This window comes from Pseudomonas sp. GW822-FHT06D10, assembly GCF_058799535.1.
This window is the reverse complement of the sequence record NZ_JBXALN010000001.1, coordinates 355,551-376,279: the sequence shown is the minus strand read 5'-3', so window position 1 is coordinate 376,279 and position 20,729 is coordinate 355,551. Positions and strand designations below refer to the sequence as shown.

At 65.8% G+C, this 20,729-nt stretch carries 15 protein-coding genes; 6 read left to right on the top strand and 9 right to left on the bottom strand.

Annotated elements, in window-relative coordinates:
• Positions 1-2: 2 nt before the first annotated feature.
• The 7 genes from AC1RL5_RS01645 to AC1RL5_RS01615 all read right to left on the bottom strand — a co-directional run bounded on the left by AC1RL5_RS01645 (position 3) and on the right by AC1RL5_RS01615 (position 9,030).
• On the bottom strand, positions 3-1,451 hold the full coding sequence (locus tag AC1RL5_RS01645; protein ID WP_145711818.1) for an APC family permease: 1,449 nt from the start codon (positions 1,449-1,451) through the stop codon (positions 3-5).
• Positions 1,452-1,544: 93 nt separating this feature from the next.
• Positions 1,545-3,035, bottom strand: coding sequence for an aldehyde dehydrogenase (locus AC1RL5_RS01640; RefSeq protein WP_072450078.1), 1,491 nt, complete (start codon positions 3,033-3,035; stop codon positions 1,545-1,547).
• A 230-nt stretch (positions 3,036-3,265) separates the two neighbouring features.
• A complete protein-coding gene (gene argE / locus AC1RL5_RS01635) occupies positions 3,266-4,429 on the bottom strand; it encodes an acetylornithine deacetylase (RefSeq protein ID WP_011061804.1) in 1,164 nt (387 codons plus the stop codon).
• Positions 4,422-5,099: a DUF1028 domain-containing protein gene (locus AC1RL5_RS01630; protein ID WP_011061805.1), complete on the bottom strand. Its 678-nt coding sequence runs from the start codon at positions 5,097-5,099 to the stop codon at positions 4,422-4,424. Before AC1RL5_RS01630 ends, argE begins: the two co-directional genes overlap by 8 nt.
• Positions 5,100-5,169: 70 nt before the next feature.
• A complete protein-coding gene (locus tag AC1RL5_RS01625; protein ID WP_011061806.1) occupies positions 5,170-5,580 on the bottom strand; it encodes a RidA family protein in 411 nt (136 codons plus the stop codon).
• Complete coding sequence (locus AC1RL5_RS01620; protein ID WP_492589010.1) at positions 5,580-6,896, bottom strand: flavin-containing monooxygenase; 1,317 nt, start codon at positions 6,894-6,896, stop codon at positions 5,580-5,582. The genes AC1RL5_RS01625 and AC1RL5_RS01620 overlap by 1 nt, the downstream gene beginning before the upstream one ends.
• A 238-nt stretch (positions 6,897-7,134) precedes the next feature.
• A complete protein-coding gene (locus tag AC1RL5_RS01615) occupies positions 7,135-9,030 on the bottom strand; it encodes an acyl-CoA synthetase (protein ID WP_093404052.1) in 1,896 nt (631 codons plus the stop codon).
• A 103-nt stretch (positions 9,031-9,133) separates the two neighbouring features.
• On the opposite strand from AC1RL5_RS01615, the gene AC1RL5_RS01610 reads away from it, so the two are divergent.
• Positions 9,134-10,153, top strand: coding sequence for an AraC family transcriptional regulator (locus AC1RL5_RS01610; protein ID WP_072450074.1), 1,020 nt, complete (start codon positions 9,134-9,136; stop codon positions 10,151-10,153).
• Between the two features lie 177 nt (positions 10,154-10,330).
• Here the strand turns inward: AC1RL5_RS01610 and AC1RL5_RS01605 are convergent, their stop codons facing one another.
• Positions 10,331-11,287 (bottom strand): LysR family transcriptional regulator, encoded by a 957-nt coding sequence (locus tag AC1RL5_RS01605; RefSeq protein WP_015635988.1) that lies wholly within the window; start codon positions 11,285-11,287, stop codon positions 10,331-10,333.
• Between the two features lie 126 nt (positions 11,288-11,413).
• On the opposite strand from AC1RL5_RS01605, the gene AC1RL5_RS01600 reads away from it, so the two are divergent.
• The 5 genes from AC1RL5_RS01600 to AC1RL5_RS01580 all read left to right on the top strand — a co-directional run bounded on the left by AC1RL5_RS01600 (position 11,414) and on the right by AC1RL5_RS01580 (position 18,727).
• Entirely contained in the window at positions 11,414-13,165 is a 1,752-nt protein-coding gene (locus AC1RL5_RS01600; protein WP_207239336.1) for a DUF1302 domain-containing protein, read from the top strand.
• A 34-nt stretch (positions 13,166-13,199) separates the two neighbouring features.
• The gene (locus AC1RL5_RS01595) at positions 13,200-14,561 is read left to right on the top strand and encodes a DUF1329 domain-containing protein (RefSeq protein ID WP_093403823.1); all 1,362 of its coding nucleotides are present in this window, start codon (positions 13,200-13,202) and stop codon (positions 14,559-14,561) included.
• A 110-nt stretch (positions 14,562-14,671) separates the two neighbouring features.
• A complete protein-coding gene (locus AC1RL5_RS01590) occupies positions 14,672-15,976 on the top strand; it encodes an MFS transporter (RefSeq protein ID WP_177190964.1) in 1,305 nt (434 codons plus the stop codon).
• A 50-nt stretch (positions 15,977-16,026) separates the two neighbouring features.
• Positions 16,027-17,199 carry an amidohydrolase gene (locus AC1RL5_RS01585; RefSeq protein WP_072450070.1) on the top strand — a complete coding sequence of 391 codons (1,173 nt, stop codon included), beginning with the start codon at positions 16,027-16,029 and terminating at the stop codon, positions 17,197-17,199.
• A gap of 88 nt (positions 17,200-17,287) precedes the next feature.
• A complete protein-coding gene (locus tag AC1RL5_RS01580) occupies positions 17,288-18,727 on the top strand; it encodes an amidase (protein ID WP_123577948.1) in 1,440 nt (479 codons plus the stop codon).
• A 29-nt stretch (positions 18,728-18,756) separates the two neighbouring features.
• Here AC1RL5_RS01580 and AC1RL5_RS01575 read toward each other — a convergent pair whose 3' ends face one another.
• Positions 18,757-20,685, bottom strand: a complete 1,929-nt coding sequence (locus AC1RL5_RS01575) for a hybrid sensor histidine kinase/response regulator (protein WP_103407351.1) — start codon at positions 20,683-20,685, stop codon at positions 18,757-18,759.
• Between the last annotated feature and the right edge of the window lie 44 nt (positions 20,686-20,729).

Below are 20,729 nucleotides of genomic sequence, written 5' to 3'. Positions count from 1 at the left end.
GGTCATTCTCCTGCACGGTAGGCGGGTTCAAGGGAAGGTTGGGTTGCCAGGGTCGGTTCGCCGGGCAGCAGCGGTTCGGGAACGAACAGCGGCTTGCGCATCACCAGCTTGATCCAGACCACGGCGATCAGCGAAATCACCCCCAGCACCACGCCGGCACTGCCGAAGATCCGCGCGGTCATCTCGGGGGATGGGGAAACGTGGTAGATCGCAAACAGCATGCCGACGATACCCAGCACCTGGGGCCAGGGGTAGAACGGCGAGCGGAACGGCCGTGGCGCATCGGGGTAGCGGCGGCGCAGGGCGATCACGTCGATATGCACGACGATATAGGCCAGCAGCCACGCCAGGGCGGCGGCCAACAGCAGCAGGCTGATGGAATCCGGGTCCTGGCCCAGCAGCAGGATCGGCAGCCCGGTCAGCGCCGCCACGAACAGCACCGCCACCCAGGGCGTACGGCCACGGGGGCTCAAGCGCTTGAACTGGGGAAAGGCCTGGCCGTTCTGGGCCATGCCGTAGAGCATCCGCGGCAGCGCCGCCAGGGACGAGTTGACCGTGCTGCAGGTGGCAGTGATCACCGCCCCCACCAGGAACAGCTTGCCGGCCTCGCCGAACACCGTGGTGGCGAACAGGAAATGCGGCAGCGGATCGCTGGCCAGTTGCGCCCGCGGCACACAGAGCAAGGCACCCAGGCAATAGAGGGTAATCACCAGGAAGATCACGCTCAGGCCGATGATCATCGAACGCGGGATATTGCGCTCCGGGTTGCGGGTTTCCTCCACCAGCGGGCAGACGAACTCGGCACCGACAAAGCCCCAGATGGCCATGGCCGCCAGCGCCAGGGCGCCGACTTGCAGGGGGTTCCAGCCCTGGTCCAGTGGCAGTTGCAGGTCGGCCTGGGCACTGCTCACGGCGCCCAGGCCCAGGGTCAGCAGGATCACCACCATCACCACCGCCAGCACCGTCTGCAGCTTGGCGAAGACGTCGATGCCCAACAGGTTGAGCAAGGTGAACACCCCGAGCACTCCATAGGCCACCAGCATCGGCGGCAACGCGCCGGGGTAGACCTTGCCGATGATCAGGTCCAGAAGCAGCAGCTCGGCGGACAGGGCGAACATCGCCACCACCATGTAGCCGGAGAAGGTCGCGAGGATCGCCGGGAAATGCCCGATGGCCACCTCGGTGTAGCTGCTCAGGCTGCCGGCCCGGGGCACCATCAGCGCCAGTTCGGAAAACGACAGGGCATAGGTCAGGGCCAGCAGGTAGGCCAGCAGCAGCGGGATGAAGAAGCCCAGCCCGGCCATCCCCGCCCCTTGCAGCATCAGCACCATCACCCCCTGGGACACCACCAGGCCGACAGCCACCGAGACCAGTGAACCCAGGCCCAGGACCCGGCGCAGGCCGCCCTTGTTGGTGGGGCGCAAGGCCCCCGTGGAGAGATTTGCAGTCATGGCACGCACTCCGTTCTTATTGTTGTTGTGGGCCTGCCGCCGGGGCGGCAGGTGCAGCGGCGCCAGCCCGGCGCCGCAGAGGGTTCACAGCGCTCAGCGCAGCTGGAACCAGGTGGTTTTCAGTTGGGTGTACTTGTCGAAGGCATGCAGCGACAGGTCGCGACCGAACCCCGACTGCCGGCCACCGCCAAACGGCACGGTGACGTCCAGGGCATCCACGGTATTGACCGACACCGTGCCGGCCCGCAAGCGCCCGGCGACCCGGTGGGCGCGGTTGAGGTCGTCGCTCCACAGCGAGGCGGCCAGGCCGTAGACGCTGTCATTGGCCAGCGCAATGGCCTGTTCCTCGTCGTCGAACGGCGTCACCGCCAGCACCGGGCCGAACACTTCTTCCCGGGCGATGGCCATCGCCGGGCCCACGCCGGTGAGGATGGTCGGCTCGATATAGTTGTCGCTGCCATCGATGCTCAGTTGCCGGCCGCCACAGGCCAGCTGCGCGCCCTGCTCCAGGGCCACCGCGATATGCCCCACGACGCTGGCGGTCTGGCGCGCGTCGACCATGGCCCCGGCACGGCTGGCCGGGTCCAGCGGGTTGCCCGGCCGCCAGTCCCGGGCCTTGGCCTTGAGGCGTTCCACGAACTGTTCATGGATGCTGCGCTGCACCAGCAGCCGCGAGTTGGCGGAACACACCTCGCCCTGGTTGAAGAAGATGCCGAAGGCGGCCTTCTCTGCGGCCAGGTCCAGGTCCTGGCAGTCGTCGAACACCAGGTTCGGGCTCTTGCCCCCGCATTCGAGCCAGACCTGCTTGAGGTTGGACTGCGCCGAATACTGCATGAAGCACTTGCCCACCTCGGTGGAGCCGGTGAACACCAGGCAATCCACGTCCGGGTGCAGGCCCAGGGCCCGTCCGGCTTCGCTGCCCAGGCCCGGCACCACGTTGAGCACGCCTTCCGGCAAACCGGCCTCCAGGGCCAGTTCGGCCAGGCGCAGCGCCGAGAACGGCGACTGCTCGGCGGGCTTGAGCACCACCGAGTTGCCCACCGCCAGGGCCGGCGCCAGCTTCCAGGCGGCCATGTCCAGGGGAAAGTTCCAGGGCACCACCGCGCCGATCACCCCCAGGGGCACGCGGCTGATGCTGGCGTGGCTGTTGCGGGCGCCGGGGGCCACCTGATCGTAGAGCTTGTCGATGCTTTCGGCGTACCAGGCGAAGACATTGGCCGCGCCGGGCACGTCGATGTTCCAGGCATCCATCACCGGCTTGCCCATGTTCAGGCTGTCCAGCAGGGCCAGTTCCTCGCGGTGGGCCAGCATCAGTTCGGCCAGGCGCAGCAGGACCTTCTTGCGCTCCACCGGGGCCATGCGCGCCCAGGGCCCGTGCTCGAAGGCCCGGCGCGCGGCGGCCACCGCCAGGTCCACCTCGGCTGCGCCACAGGCGCTGACCCGGGCCAGCACCTGGCGGGTGGCCGGGTTGATGGCATCGAAGGTAGCGCCGGATTCGGCGGACAACCGCTGGCCGCCGATCAGCGCCTGGTCAATGAATGTTTGTCGGGCAGCCCGCTGCTGCCAGTAACCGAGATCGAACACGCTGCATTCCCTCGTCGGCCGTTGCGACGGCCTGCTGGTTATTGGGTCCAGAGCGATGGTGCGTCACAGCGGGCCGGAGGAAAAATACTAAAAATATGTTCGAGTCCCATGAAAAAGCTCTGCAACCAGACGGCCTGGCGCCCCACGCAAAACGCCGCCATCCGGAGGTCCGGATGGCGGCGAATGGGCACTGCCCCACGGCGAGGGAGCCTGGGTGGAGCGCATCCGGTTCAGGCCGGGTGTTCCAGCCAGTCGCCCAGGCGCAACAACAGGGCGTCGCAGGCGTGCAGTTGCTCAAGGCTGATGAACTCGTCGGGCTTGTGGCCCTGGTCCATGCTGCCCGGGCCGCAGACCACCGTGGGAATCCCGGCCTGGTGGAACAGCCCGCCCTCAGTGCCGAAAGCCACGGTGCCGAACTCCCGCGAGCCGCTGAGCAGCGCCAGCAGTTCGGCGGCCTCGCTGTCGGCAGCGGTGGCCAGCCCCGGGTAAGCACTCAGAGGTTGCAGGGCGATCCCGGTGTCGGCCTGCACCGCCTGCATCTGCGGCAGCAGCTGGTCCCGGGCATAGCCTTGCAACTGGTCCACCACCGCCTGGGCGTCATAGCCCGGCAGGGTGCGCACCTCGAAATCGAACTGGCACTCGGCCGGCACAATGTTCAGGGCCCGGCCGCCCTGGATGGTGCCGGTCTGCACCGTGGAGAACGGCGGATCGAAACGTGGGTCGTGGTGCTCGGGTTGCGCCAAGCGGCTGCCGATCTCCCCCAGCTTGCCAATCAGCCGCGCCGCGTACTCGATGGCATTGACCCCATAGGGCGCATAGGCGGAATGGCAGGCCGCGCCGCGCACCTGGCAACGCATGGCCAGCTTGCCCTTGTGGCCGAGCACCGGGCGCAGCTCGGTGGGCTCGCCGATCAGGCACAGCAGCGGTTTGTGCGGCCGCTGCTGCATTCGTTCAAGCATCGGCCGCACCCCCAGGCACCCCACTTCCTCGTCATAGGAAAAGGCCAGGTGCACCGGCAGCCGCAAGCGGCGCCGGGTCAGGCCCGGCACCGCAGCCAGTACCGAGGCGATGAAACCTTTCATGTCGGCGGTACCGCGGCCGTACAGGCGCCCTTCGCGCTCGCTGAGGACAAAGGGCTCGACGCTCCAGGCCTGGCCGTCCACCGGCACCACGTCGGTGTGGCCGGACAGCACCACACCGCCACGATCCTCGGGGCCGATGCTGGCAAACAGGTTGGCCTTGGTCCGCTCCGGGTTGTAGATCAGCTCGCTGTGCACGCCATGGCTGGCCAGGTAATCGCGGATGAAGCCGATCAGCTCCAGGTTGGAGTCGCGGCTGACCGTGGCAAAGCCCACCAGCCGCGCCAACAACTCGCGGCTCGATTGTTCACTCATTGCCCGGCACTCCGTAGCTGGGCGCCGCCGTCGGGTCCAGGGCGCGGGTCAGGTAGTCCTGCATCTGCGGTCGGTAGGCCTGCCACAGGCCGGCGAGCTGGCCGATGGGGTCGGCGTCGGCCCAGTCCACCCGCAAGTCGACGATGGGCCAGGTCAGGTCGTCCACCACGCTCAGCGCCGCCGAATGCACCGGCCCCGCCTCGCCCCCCGCCGCCATCGCTGCCTGCATCGCCGCCAGCAGGCGCTCCACCAGCATGCCCGGGGTGTTTTCAAAGGCCTGGACCATGGCCTCGATCACCTGCGGGCCTGCCAGCAGGTTGCCGGCCGCCACGCACTGCTCCCCCGCCACCGCGTTGTGCTGGCCCAGGGCTTCCTGGCCGCTGAACAACGCGGTGCGGCCCTGGCTGTCGATCACCGTGACCTGGCGATACTGGCTCCAGCCGTTGCTGCCCAGGGCCCGGTCCAGGGCGCTGGCCGGGTCGAGCTTCTGGCCCTCCAGCAGGTCGAGGATCTGCGGGCCCAGGGCCGGCAAGGTGACGTTCTGGGTCGCCACCGCGCCCACTCCGGCCCGCACCCAGGGGCAGCGCGCGCCCACGGCGATGCTGGAAGAACTGATGGCGATGCCCAGCTGGCCGGTTTCGGCGCAGCGTCCAACGATGGAAAAAGTCATGCAAACTCCCTGGCCCACAGGGCCTTGTGGCAAGCGCGGCACAAGGCCGCCGGAAACTTCGGCAACCCCCTCACTCGGGGATCACCGCGATCACGTCGATCTCCATCAGCCACTGCGGCTGGCCGAGGGCCGAGACCACCAGCCCGGTGGAGATCGGGAACACCCCCTTGAGCCACTTGCCTACCTCCTGGTAGACCGGCTCGCGGTAGCGCGGGTCGGTGAGGTAGGTGGTGGTCTTGACGATGTGGCTCAGATCGCTGCCGGCCTCTTCCAGCAGTTGCTTGACGTTTTTCATCGCCTGCTCGGCCTGGGCCCGCGGGTCGCCGAGGCCGACCAGCCGGCCGTCGAAGTCGGTGCCGACCTGGCCGCGCACATACACCGTGTTGCCGGCGCGCACGGCCTGGCACAGGTCGTTGTCCAGGGACTGGTTGGGGTAGGTGTCCTTGGTGTTGAACATGCGGATGCGAGTATGAGTAGGCATCAGTGGGCTCCCACGGGGCTGAGGTTGAGGGCCGGTGCTTCGGCGGTAGCCGCCGGCGGCCGGGCGTCGCTGTAGGCCTGGTACTTGCGCTGGGTGGCGATGTGGTCGGCGACATGCTTGGCGTCGTGCCACACCCCCCAGATAAACGACGAGCCACGGCGCGACAGCCAGGGCAGGCCGAGGAAGTAGACCCCCGGCTCGCGGGACACGCCGCGCTGGTGCAGGGGCTTGCCCTGTTCGCTGAAGGTGTCGACCTGCAGCCAGGAAAAGTCCACGGCGTAGCCGGTGGCCCAGATGATCGAGGTGATGCCGGCCTGTTGCAGGTCGAGTTCGAGGATCGGCTGCTTGACGCAGTCCGGGTCCGGCAGGCGCCGGCGGGCTTCGGGCTCCAGGGGCAGGTCGAGGCCGTTGCGGGCGATGTAGGCATCCGCCGCGTCCAGCAATGCCAGGTAGTTCTCGTCGCCCCGGGCCAGGTTGTCCAGCAGGTCGGCCTGGAAGGTCACGTGCTCGCCGGCAAAGGCCTTGGTCAGCCCCACCAGGGTGATGCCCTGGTGCGCCAGGGCGCGGAAGTCGATGGTCTGGCCGCCGCGGGCGCCGCTGACGGCAATGGTCACGTGCTCGCGCCCCGGCTTGGCGATCTCGGCGTCCCACTCTCCCAGCACCCCGAGCCACCAGCAGAAATCCCGGTTGCGATAGGAGCGCGGTGGCCGGTCGTGGGCCCCCACCGACAGGTAGACCCGGCGCCCCGCACGCTGCAGCTCATCGGCGATCTGCACCCCGGACGACCCCGCGCCCACCACCAGCACCGCGCCCTCGGGCAGTTGCTGCGGGTTGCGGTATTCGGCGGAGTGGATCTGCGTCAGCCGGTCATTGGCCGGGGCAATCGGCGGGATCACCGGACGCTGGAACGGCCCGGTGGCGGCCACCACCCGTTGGGCCTGGATCAGCCCTTCGGAGGTCTCCACGGTGAAGCCCGGGCGGCCGACATTGCGCAGTACCTTGCGCACTTCCACGCCGGTGCGGATCGGCGCATTGAACTTGCGCGCATAGGCTTCGAAATAGTCTGCCACCTGGTCCTTGGCCGGGAAGGCATCGGCGGCGACATCGAATTCCATCCCGGGAAAGCGGTCATGCCAGGCCGGCCCGTTGGCCACCAGGGACTCCCAGCGCCCGGTGCGCCAGGCCTCGGCCACCCGGCTGCGCTCCAGCACCAGGTGCGGCACCCCGAGCTTGCTCAGGTGCTCGCTCATGGCCACGCCGGCCTGGCCTGCGCCCACCACCAGGGTGTCCACTTGTATGGGTTGTTCTACGGTCATGTCTGTGTCCTTCTGCGAGACGAATGGCGCCGGCCGGAAGGCTGGGCGCACGCTGTTCAGAACCCGGGGGTAAGTCGGATGCCACAGATGGTGCGACAGACGCCTGCGAAGGAAAAATATTAAAAATGTGCTCGCTGGATAAGAAAAAGCGAGGCAGCGCGCGAGCATGCGAAGCGTGCAACTTCACAACACCGGCGCTGCATCGCAAGCACTCGGGCCCGCGGCCTGGAGCCCAGGCTCAGCTTCGCTCACTGACAAAGGTGTAGCGGCTCAGAGCCTCGGCCAGTCGCGAGGTTTCATCTGCGCAGCGATAGCTCGCCACCAGGCCTTGCCTGGCGCTCTGCACCACCCTCACCTCTTGCAGCTCGATGGCCAGCAAGGCGGCTTCCTGGCGTATGACTGTCTCGATTTCAGCCATGACCAGCGCGGGCTTGAAAATCTTGCCCACTCCGGTGACGGGTAGCGCGTCGGCCAGGATGATCGCCTTGGGCACCGCTGCGCGCTCGCTGATATGCCGCGTCGCGTAGTCCAGCAACTGGGCGCTGCTGATGGCACTCCCGGCGCGCACCTGCACATAGGCCACCGGTACTTCCCCGGCGTGCGCGTCGGGCCGGCCCACCGCTGCACACAACGCCACATCGGGGTGCGTGGCCAGCACCTCCTCGATGTATTTGGGCTCAATGTTGTGCCCCCCGCGGATGATCAGTTCCTTCTTGCGCCCGGTGAGCCAGAAGTAACCTTCGGCATCGCAGCGCCCAAGGTCCCCGGTGTTGAACCAGCGCTGTTCGGACACACCGTCGAGGGCGGCAGTATCGAACCACGCCCCCTGATCATGGGCGCTGTCCAGATAGCCGATGAAGACATTGGGACCGCTGATGCAGATCGCCCCCACCTCATCGACTTGCGCATCACGCAACCAGGCACCTCGCTCATCGAGGATCATCACCCGCATGTCCTGCCAGGGTAGGCGCAGGCCGACCGAGCCAATGCGCGACTCACCACGCGCCGGATTGACCGACGACGCGCAAGTGCCCTCGGTCAAGCCATAGCCTTCGAGAATGCGCTGGCCTGTCTGTTGCTCGAACTTGCGCAGCAAGTCCCTGGGCATCGGCGCCGCGCCGCAGATCGCCACCGTCAGCGAGCTTGTGTCATGCCCCGCGCAGGGCACCTGCAACAGGCCGGCGTAGACCGTGGGCACAGCTGAATAGCTGCTGACCTGATGGGTTTCGACTATCTCCCAGAACCGCGGCATGAATCCCGGCGTGCGAAACCCCGCCGGTGGTGCCAGCAGCACATGACCGCCCTGGGCAAATACCGCCAGGCCACAACCGATCAGCGCATTGACGTGAAACAGCGGTAACGCGGTCAGCACGGTGCGCCCTGGCCGCAGGACCGGCGCGCCGATCACCGTATCCAGTTGCCCGCAGAAGATCACTTCATTGCGCTGGCTGTGACGGGCAATTTTCGGCAAGCCGGTGGTGCCGCCAGTGCAATAGTAGGCCGCCACGTCGTTCAGGCCCGGCGGGGCAAACCGCAGGCGCTCGCCTGGCTCGAGGGCCAGTTCGGCGAAGAAATCCAGGACCGGCACCCCGGCCACTTCAGCGGGCAGTGGCGCGCTCTGCCCATGGCCCGGCAGGTGCCGCATCGGGTCGACAGCCAATACGCCTTGCAGGCCGGGCAAGCGGGCAATCGCGCCCTCGACCCGCTGCCAGATCTGCGCATCCGGCTCGGGGCCTACCGTGACTATCCAGCGGACCTTGGCCGTCGCCAGCAGCTCGGCCATCTGCGTACCGTCCAGCAAGACGTTGACCGCAAAGGCGATACCCGCGGTCTGCGCACCCCACATGGCGATATGGGTTTGCGGCAAGTTCGGCAGGATCAGCGCAACCACGTCGCCCCGCCGTACCCCCAAGCGCTCGAACAGGTTGGCTGCGCGAGTGATGTCCGCCAGCAGTTGGGCGTATGTCCAGCGCACCGGCCGCGCATGATCCTCGACCCGCAGAAAGAAGCTCAGTGCCGGGGCCTGTGGCCATTGGTTCGCGCTGCGTTCGATCAACGCATAGGTGTTGTTGATATCGGCAAAGGGCTGAGGACCCGCCTCGATCTGCAGAACGTCCTGATAGTCGCAAAGCATTTCCAAGACCTCCAATCATGAATTTTCTTGACTTGAGATGCTGGCATGAGGCGAATTAGGTTACTTGGCATTTGATAACAAGAATTTGGCATTCGGGAACAAAATGAACCGTCCCCCCTTGTTTGTCAGGGCCCCTGCCCTGACCGGCTTCACTCGACTGGTCAGCGAGCATGGCGGTGACGCCCAGGCCCTGCTGGCCCGTGTCGGCATGACCCAGGCCCAGCTCGACGACGCCCATTTCAGCCTGCCCCTGGAGAAGGTCGCGCAGTTGCTGGAGATCACCTCGCAGACCTTGTCGCTGGCGGATTTCGGCGCTCGCCTGGCGAACCTGCAGGACGTCTCCATCCTCGGGCCGCTGGCCCTCATCGTGCTCCACGCCAGCCACCTGGCCGATGCCCTGGAACGGGTCGCTCGCTACATGCCCTACCACTCCCCCGGGCTGAACCTGCGCCTGAGCGTCGAGGGCCAATATGCCGCCTGGCACCTGCAGCATGACCTGAGTGTAAGCAGGCTGGGCGACCGGCAATTGAGCGAGCTGGTCCATGGCATTGCCCTGGCTTTCCTGCGCCGGGTTACCCACCACACCGGCAAGCAATGGCAAATCAATTTCAGGCATGACAGCCCCCTCGACGCCAAGGCCTATCGCGCCCTGTATGGCTGCCGGGTACGCATCAACCAGGCTGAAAACGCCCTGCTCTTTCCCGCCAGCTTGCTCAGTACCCCGCTGGCCAGCGCCAGCCCGGCAATGCTTGAGACCACCGAGCGCATTGTCCGCCGCCTGATCCAGAGCCACCCCCTGGACCTGGGGCGCCAGGTGGAAATACTGGTGGAACGCCTGCTGGTGACGGGCAACTGCACGCTGCCGGTCCTGGCCGGACAACTGGGCATGCCCCGGCATATGCTCCAGCGCCGCCTGCTAGCCCAAGGCTTGCGCGTGGAGGAAATCATCGATGACTTGCGCCGCAAGCGCCTTGAGTCGCTGCTGCCCCACCCGCAGATCGCCCTGACCGAAGTGGCGTTCCTGTTGGGCTACGGCGACCCCAGCTCGCTGACCCGCGCCTGCTATCGCTGGTTCGGCCAGAGCCCCAGCGCATGTCGCCAAAGGCACTTGGCGCAACCTTAGGCTCTGTACGAAAACTACCTGTGCTTCGATCAGACTGCGTTGAAGACAGGCTCGGCATGCTCATTCAGGCCGCTGGACTCGGCTTCCTCGCCTGCTTTTGCCGTGCCTGATCTTTGCTCGGCGAGTTTTCGTACAGACCTTTGGCGCGGCCGGTTGAGCCCCCCCGGCACCCGCGGTTCAAGCACCCGGGAATGTCGACAGCCCGGCACTCCCCGGGGCTTCGCTGACGATCATGTCCACGGCTTGCTGGGCAATCGGTGAAAGCGTGCGCCCGGCATGGGTCACCACGGCGTAGCGGATGGTCAGCACATCCGCCGGCCAGGGCGGCTGTATGAACGGTGCCAGGTCCACCAGCAGCCCGTTGTGCAGGTCCTGGTCGAGCCACGAGCGCCAGGTCAGGAGCAACGAGTCGCTGCTCAGGGTGGTTTCGCGCAACAGGTTCAGATCGTTGGAGCTCAGGGTCCAGGGCAGCAAGGTGCCCGGCGCCAGATCGAACAGGGCATACAGCGAAGCTTCGTTGGACGGCGACACGCCACTCCACTGGTAGTCGAGGATCTGGGCACGGGCAATCGGGCCTGCCTGGCGGGCCAGCGGGTGATCGCGGCGACAGAACACCGAGGCCGGCTGAGGCGGCAGATGGGTCACGGAAAAGCGCGGGTCGATTTCCTCGCCCGACTTGAGGCTGGCGACCACGAAATCCAGTTGCTCGGTTTCCAGCAGGTGGCACAACTGATTCCAGTACCCGACCTGGACATTGAGCACCAGCCTGGGGACCTGTTTGCGCAACCTGATGAGAATATCGACGGTGTTGAGCGTGGCCGCCATCGGGTTGATGCCCAGGCGCAGTTCCCCACCTTCGGCGCCGGCAATATCGATGGCTTGCGCCACCAGCTTCCTGGCGCAACCGAGCAGCTCATGAGCACGCCCGATCAACTGCTGCCCGGCAGCGGTGAGCATCACCGTGCGCGTATCACGATCGAAGAGCCGAACGCCCAGGTCCGCTTCCAGCGACTGGATGCTGCGGCTGAACGCCGTCTGCGACAGGTTGGCCCGAGCCGCAGCGCGGGAAAAATGCAGTTCCTCACTCAGATAGACCAGATGGCGCACACGTTTCAGATCGATTAAGTCGTTCACTGCATTAATCCAGCCCTATCTTTGCATTGGACACTCTTAACACGCTCCCAGAAGATTCTCCACCACCAGCATCGCCCGGCAGACAACACGTACTGCCTCCAATAAAAAAAACGATGGGGAAGTTCTGTGGCGCACCAATTCCAGCTTGATCCATTCCGCTTACTGGGCCTGCCAACGCTGCTTGCACTGAGCATCAGCGCACCTGGCCAGGCCGCTACCTTCGACATCGGCGAGATCCAGGGCCAATTCGATTCTTCGTTGTCCATTGGCGCCAGCTGGGCACTGCGCAACCCGGACCGGGCCTTCATCGGCACGTGGAACGCAGGGCACGCTTCAAGCCAATCCTCCGACGACGGCCGGCTGAACTTTCGCAAGGGCGAAACCTTCTCGAAGATCTTCAAGGGCGTGCACGACCTGCAGCTCAGCTACGGCGACAGCGGGCTGTTCCTGCGGGGCAAGTACTGGTACGACTTCGAGCTCAAGGACGAGAGCCGGCGCTATGTGCAGATCAGCGATGAGCATCGCAAGGAGGCCGCCAAGTCCTCGGGCGCGCAGCTGCTGGACGCTTTTGTCTATCACAACTATTTCATCGCCGATCAGCCCGGCAATGCGCGCCTGGGCAAACAGGTGGTCAGTTGGGGGGAAAGCACCTTCATCGGCAATGGCATCAACGTGATCAACCCGACGGATGTCGCCGCCTTCCGGCGCCCGGGAGCCGAAATCAAGGAAGGCCTGATTCCGGTCAACATGCTGTTTCTGTCCCAGGGGCTGAGCGAAAACCTCTCTGCCGAATTTTTCTATCAACTGGAATGGGACCAGACCGTCGTCGACAATTGCGGGACCTTTTTCGGCTCCGACGTGATGGCCGATGGATGCAATACCCGCATGGGTTTCTCGCCCCCCTGGGACCCCAATGGCCAGTATCACTTCACCCGGGGTGGCGACCGCGACGCGCGGGACAGTGGCCAGTTCGGGATGGCCCTGCGCTGGCAGGTCGAGGCGCTGAACAACACCGAGTTCGGCCTGTATGCCCTGAACTACCACAGCCGCGCGCCTTTCCTCGGTGGCACGGTCGGCACGGCCCCCTTCGCGGTAAAGCCAGGGACCAGGGAATCGAGCGCCGAGTACTTCATCGAGTACCCGGAAGACATCCGCCTCTATGGCCTGAGCTTTGCCACCACCCTGGGCACCACTGCGGTTTCCGGCGAACTGAGCTACCGGCCGAACATGCCGCTATCACTCAACGGCAGCGACGTCACCATTGCCGCGCTCGCCGGCCCGATGGCGGCCGATCTCGGTGCGCCGATCTTCACCAGCGGCTTTGCGCAGCCAGTGCCAGGCGAGAGCTTCCACGGTTATGTGCGAAAGCCGGTGACCCAGGCGCAAATCACCCTCACCCATTTCATCGACCAGGTCTTGGCCGCCGAGCGCCTGAGCCTGATTACCGAGATCGGCTACAACCACCTGGGGGATATCAACAGCAACGCCTTGCGCTTCGGCCGGGACAGTATCTTCGGCAACGGCGAACTGCCCGACAACCGCAATTGCGCGCTGATGGCCAACCCGGTCAACCCGCAGAACTGCAACAACAAGGGCTTCTACACCGCCAATTCCTGGGGTTATCGCGGCCGCGCCATCCTCGACTATCAGAACGTGATCGCCGGGGTGAACCTCAAGCCCAGCCTGTCCTGGTCCCATGACGTGGAAGGCTACGGCCCCAACTTCAACCAAGGCAGCAAGGCCATCAGCCTCGCCCTGGATGCCGACCTTCGCAATACCTACTCGGCGAGTCTTTCCTACACCGATTTCTTCGGTGGCGCCTACAACACTTCGACTGATCGCGACTTCGTCGCCCTCAGCTTCGGCGTGAGCTTTTGAATCCGCAATCAGCAATCGAACAGGACAGGGTGCGATGAACATTTCGAAGTCGGTTTTTCACGGCAGTGCGTTGTCGCTGCTGCTTTGTACGTCGGCCATGGCCGCAGTGTCGCCCGAAGAGGCGGCCAAGCTCGAGACCACGCTGACCCCGGTGGGTGCCGAGCGCGCCGGCAATGCCGACGGCACCATTCCGGCCTGGACCGGCGGCCTGGCGAAGAATGCCGGGGCGGTCGACAGCGCCGGTTTTCTCGCCGACCCCTATGGCAGCGAACATGCGTTGTTCAGCATTACCTCGCAGAACGTCGAGCAGTACAAAAGCCGCCTGTCCCCGGGCCAGGTCGCGATGTTCAAGCGCTACCCCGATTACCGGATGAACGTCTACCCCACTCACCGCAGCGCCAACGTACCGCCGAGCATCGTCGAGGCGGCCCGCAAGAACGCCCTGAACACCACCCTGGTTGCCGGCGGTAACGGCCTGGAGCACTTCACCAAGGCCTATCCGTTTCCGATTCCCGGGAATGGGCTGGAGGTGATCTGGAACCACATCACCCGTTATCGCGGTGACAGCGTGAAGCGCCAGATGGTGCAGATCGTGCCGGATGTCCAGGGCAACGGCACACCCGTGACCTTTGCCCACCAGTATGTGTTGCGCGAGAGCCTCGCCGACTACGATCCGGCCAAGCCGAGCAACGTGCTGTTCTACAACAAGCAGACCGTGGTCGCGCCCGCGCGCCTGGCCGGCAACGTGGAACTGGTTCACGAGACCCTCGATCAGGTCAAGGAACCGCGCCAGGCCTGGATCTACAACGCCGGCCAGCGCCGTGTGCGGCGGGCCCCGCAGGTGGCCTACGACGGGCCGGCCGCCAGTACCGACGGCCAGCGCGTGGTGGACAACTACGACATGTTCAACGGCGCGCCGGATCGCTATGACTGGCAACTGGTGGGCAAGCAGGAACTGTACATCCCCTACAACAGTTACAAGCTCGATTCGCCCACGCTCAAGTACGCCGAGATCACCAAGGCCGGGCACATCAACCAGGACCTGGCGCGCTATGAACTGCACCGTGTGTGGCACGTGGTCGCGACCTTGAAACCCGGCCAGCGCCATGTGTATGCCAAGCGCGATTTCTACATCGACGAGGACTCCTGGCAGGCCGCGGTCATCGATCACTACGACGGGCGCAATACCCTGTGGCGGGTTGCCGAAGCCCACCAGCTTTCCTACTACAACAGCCAGGTGCCCTGGTACACCGCCGAGACCCTGAATGACATGGTCAGCGGCCGTTACCTGGTGCTGGGCCTGAAGAACGAAGAGAAGAGCAACTATCAGTTCGGCGTCAAGGCACTGGAGGCCGAGTTCACGCCCAACGCCTTGCGCCAGAGTGGGGTGCGCTGAACTCGGGTCACGACGGCTCGAACAACAGCGCCTTCGCCGAGGGGGCGCCAGGACCTCGTACTGGCGGTGGGCACAGCCTCTGTGCCAACCGCCACTCTTTGGAAAATGCCATGAAAAGCACCCCCGCTCCTTCGCTACCGCTTCAATACGCGCCGAGCACAGCACCGGCAATGCCCCGCGGCAACATGCGCAGGGTGGTCGTCGCCTCCTCCCTGGGCAATGCGCTGGAGATGTACGACTTCACCGTCTACAGCTTTTTCGCGGTGATCATCGGCCAGCTGTTCTTCCCCTCCGACTCCCCCCTGGCGTCGCTGATGATGTCGCTGGTGACCTTCGCCCTGGGGTTTGTCGTCCGCCCGCTAGGGGCGGTACTGATTGGCCGGGTGGCCGACCGTTACGGCCGCAAGCAGGCGCTGTCGCTGACCATTGCCTTGATGACCATCGGCACGGGCATCATTGCCTTTACCCCCACCTATTCGAGCATCGGGATCTTCGCCACCATCATGCTGGTGCTGGGGCGGATGCTGCAGGGCTTTTCCGCGGGCGGTGAAGTCGGTGCCGCGTCGGCCTTCCTGATGGAGTCCGGGCGCACCGACAACCGCTGCTTCATGGTCTGCTGGCAAGGCGCGAGCCAGGGCGCTGCCGCCCTGCTCGGGGCGCTTTCCGGGCTGCTGCTGACCAGTGTTCTGTCGGAGCAGGCGCTGCACAGCTGGGGCTGGCGCGTTCCGTTCATCATCGGCCTGCTGATAGGCCCGGTGGGCTGGTACATCCGCAAGCACCTGGATGAAACCCACCAGAACCCGGAGAACCCGACGCCGTTTCGCGACCTGTTGCGCAAGCACGCGCGCACCCTGGGGCTGGGCATATTGCTCATGGCCAGTTCGACGGTCACCTCCTACATGGTGGTGTTCTACATGCCGACCTACCTCACCCGGACCTTGCACTACTCCAGCAGCTTCGCCTTTTCGCTGGTGGCCTTCGCTTGCGTCCTGTTGACGGTCGTTCCCCCGCTGGCCTCGCGATGGGCTGACCGCATGCCACGGCGCAAGCCCTTGCTGTACTGGCTGTGCGGGCTGCAGATCATCCTGACCTACCCGGCCTTCATGCTGCTGGGCCTGCAAAGCACCCTGCTCTGCCTGGTGGCGGTGTCGATGCTGATCCTGCCGATGGCCATCAGCGGCGGTGCCGGCCTGGCGCTGCTGATGGAAGCCTTCGCCCGGGACGAGCGAGTCACCGGGCTGTCGATCGTCTACAGCTTCGGGGTCACCCTGTTCGGGGGGTTCTCGCCGCTGATCGTGACCTGGCTGATCGCCGTGACCGCAAGCCCGCTGGTACCTGCCTGGTATCTGTGCAGCGCCATCGTGCTCAGTGGCGTGGCCCTGCGTTTCTACCCGGAATACCCGGGCCGTCCCTGAATCCGACCTGCAATTGCCCCTCTACCTGGAACAAGGAATCCGTTGTGAACATGACCTCCCTGCAAGACCGACTGCAAGCCAGCACCGAGCGCTTCCTGAAGATCAGGCGCAACATCCACGCCCATCCGGAACTGGGTGAAGACACCCTGGACACCGCAGCCCTGGTCACCGGCCTGCTCGAAGGCTGGGGTTATGAAGTCCACACCGGGGTGGGCGGCCATGGCGTGGTCGGCGTCCTGCGTCGCGGCTCGGGCTCCAGGACCCTGGGCCTGCGGGCGGACATGGATGCCCTGCCGATCATCGAGCGCAACGGCTTGCCCTGGGCCAGCCAACGCGCCGGGGTGATGCACGCCTGTGGTCATGACGGCCACACCGCCACCCTGCTCGCGGCGGCCGAACAACTGGCCCTGCACGGCGAGTTCGACGGCACGCTGAACCTGATCTTCCAACCGGATGAAGAAGGCCTGACCGGCGCCAGGAGCATGATGGCCGACGGGCTGTTCCGGCGCTTCCCCTGCGATGCGGTGTACGCCTTCCACAACATGCCGGGGTTTCCCGTGGGCTACGCGATCATCAAGAGCGGCGGGGTCATGGCCTCGTCCGAGCGGGTCGGCATTACCCTGACCGGCAAAGGCGGACACGGCGCCGTGCCGGAGCGCGCCGTCGATCCGATCCCGGCCCTGGCCAGCATCATCAGTGCCCTGCAAACCGTGGTCTCGCGCAACATCAGCGCCAACGATGCGGTGGTGATCAGCATCGGCAAGGTACAGGCCGGAACCGCCACCAACATCATTCCCGAATCGGCCATGCTGGAACTCAGCGTGCGCACGGTTGACCCGGCGATCCGCCAACAGGTCGAGCAGCGGATCCGCACCATCGTCGAGGGCCAGGCCGCAGCATTCGGGGTCACCGCCGAGATCGACTATCAGTTGCTGGCCCCGGTCCTGGTGAACACCGTCGCCGAGACGCAACGGATGCTCGACGCCGCGCGCAAGGCCCTGGGCAACGAGAACGTGGTGGAGCAAGTGTCATTCAGGGCCATGGGCAGCGAGGATTTTGCCTGGATGCTGGACGAAGTGCCCGGCTGCTATTTCGGCCTGGGCAACGGCACCGGGGAGTTCAACGGCTGCTCGGTGCACAACGATCACTACGACTTCAACGATCAATTGATTCCCCTGGGCGCAGCGTGCTGGGTGGAACTGGTCGAAGGCTACTTGCGCTGAGGCGCTTGGTTCTCGGGGTGCCCCGAGCTGGGTGCCCACACACTGTCTTGTGCAGGCCAGCCCTGCACCCGCCTATCAGGACACTGCCATGCCAAACGCTACCGCCATCGCCGACATGAGCGCCATCGAGCTGCTCGGTCATTACCGTGACAAGCAGCTGTCTCCCGTGGAGGTCACCCAGGACGCACTGGCCCGTATCGAGCGCTTCAACCCGCGGGTCAATGCCTTTTGCTACACCGATCCCGAAGGCGCGCTGAACACCGCACGCGAAGCTGAAAAGCGCTGGATGAAGGGCCAGCCCTGCGGCGCCCTCGACGGCTTGCCCACATCGATCAAGGAGCTGACCCCGACCCGGGGCATGCCGTCGCGCAAGGCATCACTGACGATTGGCGCGCAAGGCCCCTGGGACGTCGACGCGCCCGTCACCACTTTCATGCGGGAGGCCGGCGCCGTGGTGCTGGGCAAGACCACCAGCCCGGAGTTCGGCTGGAAAGGCGTGACCGACAGCCCCCTCTACGGCATCACCCGCAACCCCTGGGACACCCGCATGACCTGCGGCGGTTCCTCCGGCGGCGCAGCGGTGGCCGCGGCGCTCAATCTGGGCGTGCTGCATCAGGGCAGCGATGCCGGAGGCTCGATCCGCATCCCCGCCAGCTTTACCGGCACTTTCGGCTTCAAGCCCACCTTTGGCTACATCCCCCAGTACCCGGCCAGCGCGACGACCCTGGTATCTCACCTGGGCCCCATGACCCGTACCGTGGAGGATGCCGTACTGCTCCTGCAGGCCATCGCCCGGCCCGACCCGCGGGACGCGCTGATGGGAGCCCCGCGACACACCCCGTGGCTGTCCGACAGCACCCACCTCAACGGCCTGCGCATCGCCTACAGCGCAGACTTCGGCTATGTGCAGGTTGATCCGCAGGTCGCTCGCCAGGTGGCGCAGGCCGTGGCGCGGCTGGAACAACTGGGGGCGATCGTCGAAGCGGTCGACCCGGGATTCGACGACCCCCTGCAACTGTTCAAGAGCTTGATCTACGCCGGCGCACAGACGCTGGCCCGGCAACTGAGCACGGCCCAGAAAGCCATGCTCGATCCGGGCCTGTTGCGCTTTACCGAAGAATGCCGCCACACCACCCTCGCCGACTTCACCGCGGCCCAGGAAGCCCGGGCGGCCTTGATGGCCCACATGAACATGTTTCACAGCCGCTACGACCTGCTGGTCTGCCCGATGCTGCCGATCACCGCGTTCGAGGCCGGCCACGACACCCCGCCCGGCAGCACTATCGATGACTGGATGAAGTGGTCGCCTTTCAGCTACCCCTTCAACCTGACCCAGCAACCTGCTGCCTCATTGCCCTGCGGGTTCTCGGAGGCGGGATTGCCCATCGGCCTGCAGGTGGTTGGCGCGCGATTTGCCGACGATCAGGTGCTGCGAGTATGCCGGGCTTACGAGCGTGCATTTCCCGCGCCCTTTCCACAGGCCCCCATGACCGGCGCGGCCATGGCCCCGCAGGTGTCGCCGGTGTAGGGTTTGCACCCTCTTGCCGTGCGCCGCAGTCAGCCCGCCGCAGACTGTGCCAGGACCTGGGCCAGGGCGTCCCTCAACTGCGCCTGGCTGAAGGGCTTGAAGATCCGTGGCAGCTCCGGCACCGGGCCGTCCTGGCGCTGGGCATAACCGCTGGCCAGGATGATCGGCAACTGCGGGTGCAGGCGCCGCACCGCTTCGGCCAACTGTCGGCCATCCATGTGTGGCATGGCCATGTCGCTGATCATCAGCTGGATGTCCGGGTGCTGCTCAAGACACTGCAGCGCCTGGGCTCCGCTGGCGGCGCGGATGACTCGATGGCCCAGGTCCTCCAGCAGCAGCGTGGTGCTGTCCAGGACCAGGCTGTCGTCATCCACCAGCAGCACGCACAGTGGCGGGTGGTCCGGGCCCGGGGCCGGCATGGCCTCACTGCCCGGCGAATCCTTGGCCGCGCTCGCCAGGGGCAGCCACAGCTCGGCGCGGGTGCCCTGGCCCAGGCGGCTCTGGAGCACCAGGCGCCCGCCCAGTTGCTCGGCCAGGCCGTGGACCATCGACAGGCCCAGGCCGGTGCCCTTGCCCAGGCCCTTGGTGGTGAAGAACGGATCGGCGGCGCAGGCCAGGGTCTGTTCGTCCATGCCCTGGCCATCGTCGACCACCGCCAGGCAGACGTACTGCCCCCGGGCCAGGTTGCCCGTGGCCCCGCGCAATTGCGCCTCGATCAGGATCGAACCGCCCTCGGGCATGGCATCCCGGGCATTGCTCACCAGGTTCAGCAGCGCCAGTTCCAGCTGGTTGAGATCAGCCTGCACCGCCGGCAGGTCCGGCGCCATCTCCACCCGCAGGGCAATCCTGGGCCCCACCGAACTGCACAACAGGCCGCTGAGGCTGGCCACCAGTTGGCCCAGGTCCAGGGCCTGGGATTTCAACTCCTGGCGCCGGGCGAAGGCCAGCATGCGCTGGGTCAGGGTCACGCCGCGCTCGGTGCCCTGCAGCGCGTTGTCCAGCAGGCGCCGCAGCCTGGGGTCATCGCCGACCCGTTTGTGCAGCAGCTCCAGGTTGCCGCGGATCACCGTCAGCAGGTTGTTGAAGTCATGGGCGATGCCGCCGCTGAGCTGGCCGATGGCCTGGAGCTTCTGCGACTGGAACAGCGCTTCGCGGGCGACTTCCAGTTCCTTCTGCGCCTGGACCACCTCGGTGATGTCGCGGGTGATCTTGGCGAAACCGATGATGGCCCCGGAGTCGGCGCGGATCGGGTCGACAATCACATGGGCCAGGAACCGCGTACCGTCCTTGCGCAGGCGCCAGCCCTGCTTCTCGAAACGGCCTTCGCGGGCGGCGGCTTCCAGGGCCTTGCGCGGCTCGTCGCTGGCCCGGTCCTCGGCGGTATAGAACAGTGAAAAGTGCTGGCCGATGACTTCCTCTGGGGCATAGCCCTTGATCCGTTGCGCCCCCAGGTTCCAGCTGCTGACCCGGCCCTGGGCATCGAGCATGTAGATCGCGTAGTCGGTCACGCTCTGCACCAGCAGGCGGAACTGCTGTTCGCTCTGTTTCAGGGTCTGCTCGGCGGCCCGCTGCTCGGTCATGTCCCGGGTGACCTTGGCAAAGCCGATCAGCCCGCCGGCGCTGTCGCGGATCGGGTCGATCACCACATGGCACCAGAACCGCGTGCCATCCTTGCGCAGGCGCCAGCCCTCGCCTTCGAAACGCCCGCACTGCGCGGCACTGTCCAGCGCCCTCTGGGGCAAACCGGCCTGGCGATCCTCGGGGGTATAGAAGCAGGAAAAGTGCCGGCCCAGCACTTCCTCCTCCCGGTAGCCCTTGAAGCGCCGGGCACCGCTGTTCCAACTGGCGACCCGGCCCTGGGCGTCGAGCATGTAGATCGCGTAGTCCACCACCGCATCGACCAGCAGGCGGAAGCGATCGTCAGTAAGAGGGTGGTACGGCTCGGGCAGATCAGGCATGGCAGTTTCCGTCGGGTATTTTTTTCATCGAATCGGCGAAACGT